7 protein-coding genes and 1 pseudogene are annotated in these 9,246 nt (G+C 71.4%); 5 read left to right on the top strand and 3 right to left on the bottom strand.

What is annotated here, in order from left to right; genetic code table 11:
* Window positions 1-332: pseudogene (locus VGB75_03865) on the top strand (integrase core domain-containing protein).
* Here the strand turns inward: VGB75_03865 and hemQ are convergent.
* Genes hemQ through hemE form a run of 3 tightly spaced genes read right to left on the bottom strand, consistent with a single transcriptional unit; the run spans window position 329 to window position 3,483 of the window.
* Window positions 329-1,024: a hydrogen peroxide-dependent heme synthase gene (hemQ, locus tag VGB75_03860; GenBank protein HEY0166159.1), complete on the bottom strand. Its 696-nt coding sequence runs from the start codon at window positions 1,022-1,024 to the stop codon at window positions 329-331. The pseudogene VGB75_03865 and the gene hemQ overlap by 4 nt on opposite strands.
* A 5-nt stretch (window positions 1,025-1,029) precedes the next feature.
* Window positions 1,030-2,424: a protoporphyrinogen oxidase gene (gene hemG, locus VGB75_03855; protein ID HEY0166158.1), complete on the bottom strand. Its 1,395-nt coding sequence runs from the start codon at window positions 2,422-2,424 to the stop codon at window positions 1,030-1,032.
* A 3-nt stretch (window positions 2,425-2,427) separates the two neighbouring features.
* The gene (gene hemE / locus VGB75_03850) at window positions 2,428-3,483 is read right to left on the bottom strand and encodes a uroporphyrinogen decarboxylase (GenBank protein ID HEY0166157.1); all 1,056 of its coding nucleotides are present in this window, start codon (window positions 3,481-3,483) and stop codon (window positions 2,428-2,430) included.
* Window positions 3,484-3,614: 131 nt separating this feature from the next.
* Between hemE and VGB75_03845 the strand changes: the two genes are divergently transcribed.
* The 4 genes from VGB75_03845 to VGB75_03830 all read left to right on the top strand — a co-directional run bounded on the left by VGB75_03845 (window position 3,615) and on the right by VGB75_03830 (window position 9,230).
* Window positions 3,615-4,232 carry a DUF3000 domain-containing protein gene (locus tag VGB75_03845; GenBank protein HEY0166156.1) on the top strand — a complete coding sequence of 206 codons (618 nt, stop codon included), beginning with the start codon at window positions 3,615-3,617 and terminating at the stop codon, window positions 4,230-4,232.
* Between the two features lie 199 nt (window positions 4,233-4,431).
* A complete protein-coding gene (locus VGB75_03840; GenBank protein ID HEY0166155.1) occupies window positions 4,432-5,700 on the top strand; it encodes an HRDC domain-containing protein in 1,269 nt (422 codons plus the stop codon).
* Between the two features lie 165 nt (window positions 5,701-5,865).
* Entirely contained in the window at window positions 5,866-7,137 is a 1,272-nt protein-coding gene (locus VGB75_03835; GenBank protein HEY0166154.1) for an acetyl-CoA C-acyltransferase, read from the top strand.
* Window positions 7,134-9,230 (top strand): 3-hydroxyacyl-CoA dehydrogenase NAD-binding domain-containing protein, encoded by a 2,097-nt coding sequence (locus VGB75_03830; GenBank protein HEY0166153.1) that lies wholly within the window; start codon window positions 7,134-7,136, stop codon window positions 9,228-9,230. The genes VGB75_03835 and VGB75_03830 overlap by 4 nt, the downstream gene beginning before the upstream one ends.
* Window positions 9,231-9,246 lie beyond the last annotated feature (16 nt).

Below are 9,246 nucleotides of genomic sequence, written 5' to 3'. Positions count from 1 at the left end.
TGGTTCGCCGACCGCGGCGTCACCGTCGAACGCGTGCTATCCGACAACGGCTCGTCTTACCGCTCACACGCCTGGCGTGATGCCTGCACTCGGCTAGGCATCATCCACAAACGCACCCGCCCCTACCGACCACAGACAAACGGCAAGATCGAACGCTTCCACCGCACCCTCGCCGACGGCTGGGCATACGCCCGCTACTACGACTCCGAGACAGCCCGCCGCCAAGCACTCCCAGCATGGCTGCACTTCTACAATCACCACCGAGCCACAGCGCAATCGGAGCCCTACCGCCGATCAGCCGCCTGACCAACCTGCCTGGACATCACACCTAGGGCAACGACTCGACCAGTTCGGCCATGCTGCGCCGGGTGCCGGTGTAGAACGGCACCTCCTCGCGCACGTGCCGCCTGGTCTCAGATCCCCGCAGGTGCCGCATCAGGTCCACGATCCGATGCAGCTCGTCGGCCTCGAACGCCAGAATCCACTCGAAGTCGTTGAGGGCGAAGGACGCGACCGTGTTGGCCCGGACATCGGGGAAGTCGCGGGCCATCTTGCCGTGCTCGGCCAGCAGCGACCGGCGCTCGGAGTCCTCGAGCAGGTACCACTCGTAGGACCGGACGAACGGGTAGACGCACACGAACCGGCGCGACTCCTCCTCGGCCAGGAACGCCGGGATGTGGCTCTTGTTGAACTCGGCCGGCCGGTGCAGCGCCATCACCGACCAGACCGGACGCAGGTGGGCGCCGAGCCGGGTCCGCCGGAACCTGCTGTAAGCCTGCTGCAGCTGCTCGGCGGTCTCGGCGTGCCACCAGATCATCAGCTCGGCGTCGGCGCGCAGGGCCGAGACGTCATAGCTGCCCCGGACGGTGACGTCGCTGCCGGCCAGCTCGGCGAACAGTGCCTCCACCTCGGCAGCCAGTTCGGGCCGGGGCGCCTCGCCCAGCGGTTGGCTGACCGTGAACACCGACCAGGCGGTGTAGCGGATGACATCGTTGAGCTCGCGAGCCTGCTTGCCGTCGACCATGACTGTCATTGTCCTGCCGGCCGCAGACCCGACAGCACCCGGTCCACGGCTTTGTGAGCTGAACCGACGCAGGCCGGAATGCCCACCCCGTCGTAGCTGGCGCCGCAGACCGCCAGACCGGGGACGCGGTGCACATCGGCCCTGATCCTGCCGACCCGCTGCAGGTGCCCGACGGCGTACTGCGGCAACCCGCCGCCCCAGCGCTGAACGTGGCTGTCGACCGGCTGGGCGGTCAGACCGGTGATCTCAGCCAGCTCCCGGCGCACCACCGTCACCAGCTCGGCGTCGGCGCGTTGCAGCGCCCACTCCTCGCCGGCGCGCCCCAGCGAGGCGCGCAGCAGCACGACGCCGGACTCCGAACCGATCCCCGGCCACTTCTGCGACGTGAACGTCACGGCCTTGACCGCCATGCCCTCCACCGCGGGCACCAGGATCCCGCTGCCCGCCGGCAGCGCGTCCGGCGCCAGGCCGTCGAAGGCCAGCGTCACGATCACCAGGCTGGCGGTCTCGATGGCATTGAGCTCGATGGCCGCGGCCGGCGCGAGCTGGGCCAGCAGGGTCGCGGCCTTGCCTGCTGGCGTCGCCACCACGACGGCGTCGGCGGCGAGTCGCCGGCCGCTGGGCGCCGCGCCCAGGGCCAGCTCGAATCCGGTGGCGGTGCGGCGCAGCTCGCGCACCGTCGTCGAGGTCCGCACGTCGAAGCCGCCCGTGACCGCCAGCTGCTCGGTCAGCCGGGCCAGGCCGCCGGCCACGCTGGCGAACACCGGCCCGGACACGGGCGGGCCGACGGTCGCCGCGGCGGCCTCCAGCAGCGAGCCGCCGTCGCTCATCAGCTTGCCGGCCAGCGCCGGCAAGGCCGCCTGCAGCGAGAGCCGCCGGGCCTGCCCGGCGTAGACGCCGCCGAGCAGCGGGTCCACGAGCCGGTCCACCACCTCGGTCCCGAACCGCTGGCCGACCAGCTCCCCCACCGACACGTCCTCGCTCAGCGCGGGGTACGGCCCAGCGCCCGGCTCGTTCTCAATCCGGGCCAGCGCCTGAGCGCTGAGCACGCCACTGGCCCGGACCGCCGCGACGTCGGAGGGAACGCCGATCAGGGTCCGAGCCGGCAAGCTGTGGTTGGCGCCACGGCTGCGTAGCAGCGCCGACGTGGTCAGCGGCGATATCAGCTCCGGGCCCAGACCCGCAGCGGCGGCGGCCCGCACGCCCTCGGGACGGCGGGCCAGCATCGCCTCGGCGCCGACGTCGACCCAGGTCCCGGCCACCTGGACGCGGCGTAGCTTGCCCCCGACCCGGTCGGCGCCTTCGAGCAGCACCACCTCGACGTCGGGCCGCGCTCGGGAGATCTCGGTGGCGGCGCTCAGTCCCGCGACACCGCCGCCGATCACGGCAACTCTGAGCATCGGCTACAGGGAGTGGACTAGCTCGACGACCCGGGTCAGCACGTCAGGGTCGGTGTCGGGCAGCACGCCATGGCCGAGGTTGAAGATGTGGCCGGGCGTCCGGCGGCCTTCCTCGACGATCCGGCGGACCGAGCGCTCGATGACCGGCCAGCCCGCGAGCAGCACCGCCGGGTCGAGGTTGCCCTGGACCGGGGTGGCGCCGCCGATCCGGCGAGCCGCCACATCGAGCGGGATCCGCCAGTCGACCCCGACCACCGAGGCGCCCGCCGAGCGCATCAGGTCCAGAAGCTCGCCGGTGCCCACCCCGAAGTGGATCTTGGGGACCTGATGGTCGGCCAGCGCGGCGAAGACCGCCTGGGAGTGCGGCAGCACGTACTCGGCGTAGTCGGCCGCCGACAAGCCGCCGACCCACGAGTCGAACAGCTGGATCGCCGAGGCCCCGGCTTCGATCTGCACTCGCAGGAAGGTCGCCGAGATCTCGGCCAACCGGCCCAGCAGGGCATGCCAGAGGGCCGGCTCGGAGTACATCAGGGCTTTGGTCCGGGCGTGGTCCTTGGACGGCCCGCCCTCGATCAGATAGCTGGCCAGGGTGTAAGGCGCGCCGGCGAAACCGATCAACGGCACGTCGCCGAGCTCAGCCACCAACTGGCGCACCGAGACCGCGATATCGGCGATGTCGGACTCTTCCAACCGCCGTACCGCCGCAACGTCGGCAGCCGTGCGCACCGGATGGGCCACCACCGGGCCGGTGCCGGCCACGATCTCGATCTCGAGGTCGACGGCCACCAGCGGCACCACGATGTCGGAAAAGAAGATCGCCGCGTCCACCCGGTGCCGGCGAACCGGCTGCAGGGTGATCTCGGTGACCAGATCTGGCGTGCGGCAGGACTGCAGCATCGACGTGCCGGCCCGCAGCTTGCGGTATTCGGGCAGTGAGCGGCCGGCCTGGCGCATGAACCAGACAGGTGGGTGGGCCAGCTGCTCACCGGCTGCCGCGCGGGCCAGCAGCGAGCCGGTGGCCCGGTCGCCGGAGGGCTGGGCATCGGTGGTAGTTGTCATCGCTCACCATCGTCGCACGCGCGCCTCAGGCGCGGCGCGCCTCACACGGTGTGCTGAGCCACCATGCGAAGTTCTCCTCGCGCACCTGGCAAATGCGCGCACACTGGTACTCAGAAGGGACCCGCACGCTCATGTTGCCCGACTCCGGCATTCCCGCGGACGGCCAGCCCGCTGCCGAGAGCAGCGTGGACGCCGACGCGGTGCCGAGCAGTGCCCCGGAACCATTTCGCACCGCGGTCAGCACCCTCCTGGCAACCACAGTGCGGGCGCAGGCCCGCGTCGAGCGGATCAGGGCACCGCAGCGGCTCGCGCCGTGGACGTTCGCTGTCGCGGTCGACATCCTGGACCCCGGCCACGACACGGCCACCGGGCGGCTGGTGGTGCTCTATGACCCCGACGGCAGCGAAGCCTGGGACGGCGAGATCCGGCTGGTGGGTTACGCCCAGGCCGACCTGGCCCCGGACATGGCCGGAGATCCGCTGCTGCCGGCGGTGGGCTGGAGCTGGCTGACCGAGGCGCTGGAGCAGCGCGGCGCTGACCACACCGCGGTGGGCGGCACCGTCACCCAGACCACCTCGACCCGGTTCGGCGACGTGCACGGCCCGAGCAGCACCACCCAGCTCGAGCTGCGCGGCTCCTGGACCGCGACCTCCCCCGACCTCTCGCGGCACCTGCTGGCCTTCGTCGATCTGCTGTGCGTCGCCGCCGGCCTGCCACCGGAAGGTGTGGCCGTTCTCGGTGACCGCTGACGGGATGGATTCCGACCGCGGGGTAAGGCAGAGGCCGCCCGGCACGTCCGAAGGCGCACCTGCCTCCGGCGGCGGCCTGGCGTCTGCTGAGCCTGCTGAAACAGCTGAGCCTGCTGGAGCAGCCAAACCCGCTGAACCCGCTGAAGCAGCTGACGCCGTCGAGCCCGCTGAAGCAGCTGACGCCGTCGAGCCCGCCACCGTGCTGCTACGCACCCCGCGCGAGGGCACACCGCGCCCGCTGACCACGATCGCCGAGCTCATCGCCGCTGCGGCCGGGCTGGCGGCCGGGCACGGTCCGGTGGCCATCGACGCCGAGCGCGCCTCCGGTTACCGCTACAGCCAGCGGGCCTATCTGGTGCAGCTGCGCCGGGCCGGGTTCGGCACCGTGCTGATCGATCCGATCCCGTTGCCCGACCTGAGTTCGATCGACCAGGCGCTGGCCGACGCCGAGTGGATCCTGCACGCCGCCTCGCAGGATCTGCCCTGCCTCGCCGAGCTGGGCATGCGCCCGCGCAGGCTGTTCGACACCGAGCTGGCCGGCCGGCTGCTCGGCTCGGAGCGGGTCGCGCTGGGCACCATGGTCGAGCAGTACCTGGGGGTCTCGCTGGAGAAGGGCCACTCCGCGGCGGACTGGTCGACCCGGCCGCTGCCGGCGGACTGGCTGAACTACGCCGCCCTGGACGTCGAGCTGCTGATCGAGCTGCGCCAGGTGCTGGCGGCCGAGCTGGAAAGCGCCGGCAAGCTGGCCTGGGCCGAGCAAGAGTTCGCCGCGGTCCTGAATGCCGACCCGCCGGTCCCCCGCAGCGATCCGTGGCGCCGCACGTCGGGAATCCACAACCTGCGCAACCGCCGCCAACTGGCGATGGTCCGCTCGCTGTGGGAGGCCCGCGACCGGCTGGCCGCCGAGCGTGACGTGGCGCCGGGCCGGACGCTGCCCGACGCGGCGATCCTGGCCGCGGTCAAGGCCAACCCCAAAAGCCAGTCCGACCTGGGCAACGTCACCATCTTCAACGGTCCTCGCCAGCGGCGGCTGGCCGGCTACTGGTTCGGCGCGCTGGCCGAGGGCCGGGACGCGCCTGAGGACCAGCTGCCACCGCTGACCCAACTGAGCACCGACCCTGACGCCATGCCCGCTCCGGCCCGTTGGCGTGAGAAGGACCCCGCGGCGGCGCGGCGGCTGGCCGCCTGTAAGCAGGTGGTCACCGAGATCGCCGCCGAGCACCGGTTGCTCAGCCAGAACCTGCTGGCCGGCGACGCGCTTCGCCGGCTCGCCTGGCGCTCGGTCTCGCCGGTGAGCGAGGACAACGTCCGGGCCAGGCTGGCCGAGCTCGGTGCCCGGCCATGGCAGGTCGAGTTGCTGGCGGGCCGGTTGGCCACCGCGCTGCTCGCCCCATCGCCTGAGGACGCAGCGCCGGCTGGGCCGCCAGAGCCGTCGTCGCCCGAGGGCCCGGCCGCACCGCCCGACTAACCCGGCTGACCGGTGCGAGCCGGCTGACCCGAGTGAGCCGGCTGACCCGAGCCGCGTCAGGCACATCACAGCATATTGCCGCAGCGCGTTCGGCCGGCGACCGGTAAAGTCCCAAGTTACCCGTCGGTAACCACTGTCGACCGGCACGTCTTCAGGAGCCCCGCTGTGAGCCAATCACCTACCGCTGAACCCGCCTCCGTCTCGCAGGGCCGGGTTGCCCGGCCGATCCGTGACGTGGTCTTCGTCGACGGCGCCCGCACCCCGTTCGGCAAGGCCGGCAAGGGGATGTACGCCGAGACCCGCGCCGACGACCTGATCGTCGCCGTCATCCGCGAACTGCTCCGCCGGCATCCCCAGCTCCCGCCGGAGCGCATCGACGAGGTGGCGATCGCGGCCACCACCCAGATCGGAGACCAGGGCCTGACCATCGGCCGGGCCGCCGGCATGCTGGCCGGGCTGCCCAAGTCGGTGCCCGGCTACGCCATCGACCGGATGTGCGCCGGCGCCATGACCGCGGTGACCACGATCGCCGGCTCCATCGCCTTCGGCGCCTATGACGTGGCGATCGCCGGTGGCGTGGAGCACATGGGCCGTCATCCGATGGGTGAGGCGGCCGACCCCAACCCGCGATTCCTGGCCGACAAGCTGGTCTCCCTCGACGCGCTGTCGATGGGGGTGACCGCGGAGAACCTGCATGACCGGTTCCCGCACATCACGAAGGAGCGTGCCGACCGCTACGCCCTGCGCAGCCAGCAGAAGGTCGCCCAGGCCTACGCCGAGGGCAAGATGCAGCCCGACCTGGTGCCGGTGGCGATCCGCTCCGCCGAGCACGGCTGGGGGCTGGCGAGCGAGGACGAGCCGCCCCGCCCGGGCACCACCCTGGAGGACCTGGGCGCGCTCAAGACGCCGTTCCGCCCGCACGGGCGGATCACCGCCGGCAACGCGGCCGGCCTCAACGACGGGGCGACCGCCTGCATCCTCGCCAGTGCCGAGACCGCCGCCGAGCTGGGCCTGCCGGTGAAGATGAGCCTGGTGGGCTACGGATACGCCGGAGTCGACCCTGAGGTGATGGGGATCGGGCCGATCCCGTCCACCGAGCGCGCGCTGGCCAGCACCGGCCTTTCCATCTCCGACATCGGGCTGTTCGAGCTGAACGAGGCCTTCGCCGTGCAGGTGCTGACCTTCCTGGACCACTACGGCATCGACGACGACGACCCCCGGGTCAACCAGTACGGCGGCGCCATCGCCCTCGGGCACCCGCTGGCCTCCTCCGGCGTCCGGCTGATGACTCAGCTGGCCCGGCAGTTCGCCGAGCACCCCGAGGTGCGCTACGGCCTGACCGCGATGTGCGTCGGGTTCGGCCAGGGCGCCTCGGTGATCTGGGAGAACCCCCACTATGTCGCTGAGAACGCAGCAGGAAACGGAGCGCACCTGTGAACACGCCGGACTTCGCCGACGAGGTCGTCACCCGGGCCCTGGTCCGCTACCTCAAGGTCCCAGGGATGACCGGTGAGTTCGCGCTGATCACCCTGGACAACGGCCACGACCACACCCGGCCCTCCACGTTCGGCCCGGCTGGGCTGCGGTCGCTGTCCGAGGCGGTGGATCAGATCACCGCCCACTCGCCCAAGGTCAGCGCCGTCGGGATCACCGGCAAACCGTTCATCTTCGCGGTAGGCGCCGACATCTCCGGTATCGGCCTGGTGGCTGAGCGGGCTCAGGCGCTGGCCATCGCCCAGGAAGGGCACCGGGTCTTCGCCCGTGTCAAGAACTTGGACGTGCCCACCTTCGCCTTCGTCAACGGCGCGGCGCTGGGCGGCGGTCTGGAGCTGGCGCTGCACTGCGACTACCGGACCGTCTCAAGCTCCGCGGCGGCGGTCGCTTTTCCCGAATGCTTCCTCGGACTGGTGCCGGGCTGGGGTGGAACGCAACTGCTGCCGAACCTGATCGGGGCCGACAAGGCCGTCCGGGTCATCATCGAGAACGCGCTGAACCAGAACAAGATGCTCAACCCCAAGCAGGCCACCGAGTTCGGCATCTTCGACGCCCTGCTGGACTCGGCCGACTTCCTGTCCGAGTCACTGCGCTGGGCGGCCGAGGTCCTGGACGGCGCCCGCACCCCCTCGCGGCCCGAGATCGACCGCGGCGCCGGCTGGGACGCCGCGCTTGCCAAGGGCAAGGCAGCCGCGGACGCCAAGCTGCACGGCAGCGCTCCGGCGCCCTACCGCGCGCTGGAGCTGATCGAGCTGGCCCGGACGGCTGGCTTCGAAGAGGGCACCGCGGCCGAGGACGAGGCGCTGGCGGACCTGATCATGGGCGATGAGCTGCGCAGCGGCCTGTACGCCTTCGACCTGGTCAACAAGCGCGCCAAGCGGCCGGCCGGCGCTCCGGACAAGTCGCTGGCCCGCAAGATCACCAAGGTCGGCGTGGTCGGCGCCGGGTTGATGGCCGGCCAGTTGGCTTTGCTGTTCGTCCGCCGGCTCGAGGTGCCCGTGGTGCTCACCGACCTCGACCGCGAGCGGCTGGACAAGGGCGTCGGCTACGTCCACGGCGAGATCGACGGCCTGCTGGCCAAGTCCCGGATCAGCCGAGACCAGGCCAACCGGCTCAAGGCGCTGGTGACCGGGTCGCTGACCAAGGACGCCTTCGCCGACGCCGACTTCGTGATCGAGGCGGTCTTCGAGGAGCTGTCGATCAAGAAGGCGGTCTTCGCCGAACTGGAGCAGCACCTGTCCCCCGAGGCGATCCTGGCGACCAACACCTCGTCGCTGTCGATCACCGAGATGGCAGCGGAGCTGCGCCATCCCGAGCGGGTGGTGGGTTTCCACTTCTTCAACCCGGTCGCGGTGCTGCCGCTGCTGGAGATCGTCCGGGGCGCCAAGACCGACGACGCGTCGCTGGCGACCGCGTTCGCGGTGGCCAAGACGCTGAAGAAGTCCGCCGTTCTGGTGTCTGACGCCCCGGCCTTCGTGGTGAACCGGCTGCTGACCCGCTTCCTGGGCGAGGTCACCGCAGCCGTGGACGAGGGCACCCCGATCGAGGTCGCCGACCGCGCGCTGGCGCCGCTGGGCCTGCCGATGTCACCGTTCGTCCTGCTGGCCCTGGTCGGGCCGGCGGTGGCCCTGCATGTCGCCGAGACGATGCACGCGGCCTTCCCCGACCGCTACGACGTGTCGGAGAATCTGCGCCGGCTGGTCGAGGCCAAGAAGTCCGGTGTCTACGTGTGGGACTCCGGCAGCCCGGAGGTCGACCCGGAGGTGGCCCAGCTGTTCCAGTTCGGGGACCGGCCCTCCACCGAGGAGCAGGTCCGCGACCGGGCGCTGGCCGCGCTGGCGCAGGAGATCGACCTGATGCTGGCCGACGGTGTGGTCGCCGCGCCGCAGGACATCGACCTGTGCATGCTGCTGGGCAGTGGCTGGCCGTTCCACCTCGGCGGCGTCACCCCGTACCTGGACCGCCAGGGCGTCTCGGAGAAGGTCCGCGGCAGCCGGTTCCTGGCGCCTGGGGTCGCCAGCGTTCCCAGCGCCTGAGCGTCTTGCGCCCTGA

This window comes from Jatrophihabitans sp. (assembly GCA_036399055.1).
Classification (GTDB): Bacteria; Actinomycetota; Actinomycetes; order Mycobacteriales; family Jatrophihabitantaceae; genus Jatrophihabitans_A.
This window is presented reverse-complemented; position numbering and strand designations above follow the sequence as displayed.

Excerpts from the sequence above, each read along its gene's own strand:
- VGB75_03845 (HEY0166156.1), top strand. The coding sequence starts at position 3,615 with ATGTTGCCCGACTCCGGCATTCCCGCGGACGGCCAGCCCGCTGCCGAG.
- hemE (HEY0166157.1), bottom strand. The coding sequence starts at position 3,483 with ATGACAACTACCACCGATGCCCAGCCCTCCGGCGACCGGGCCACCGGC.
- hemQ (HEY0166159.1), bottom strand. The coding sequence starts at position 1,024 with ATGGTCGACGGCAAGCAGGCTCGCGAGCTCAACGATGTCATCCGCTAC.
- hemG (HEY0166158.1), bottom strand. The coding sequence starts at position 2,424 with ATGCTCAGAGTTGCCGTGATCGGCGGCGGTGTCGCGGGACTGAGCGCC.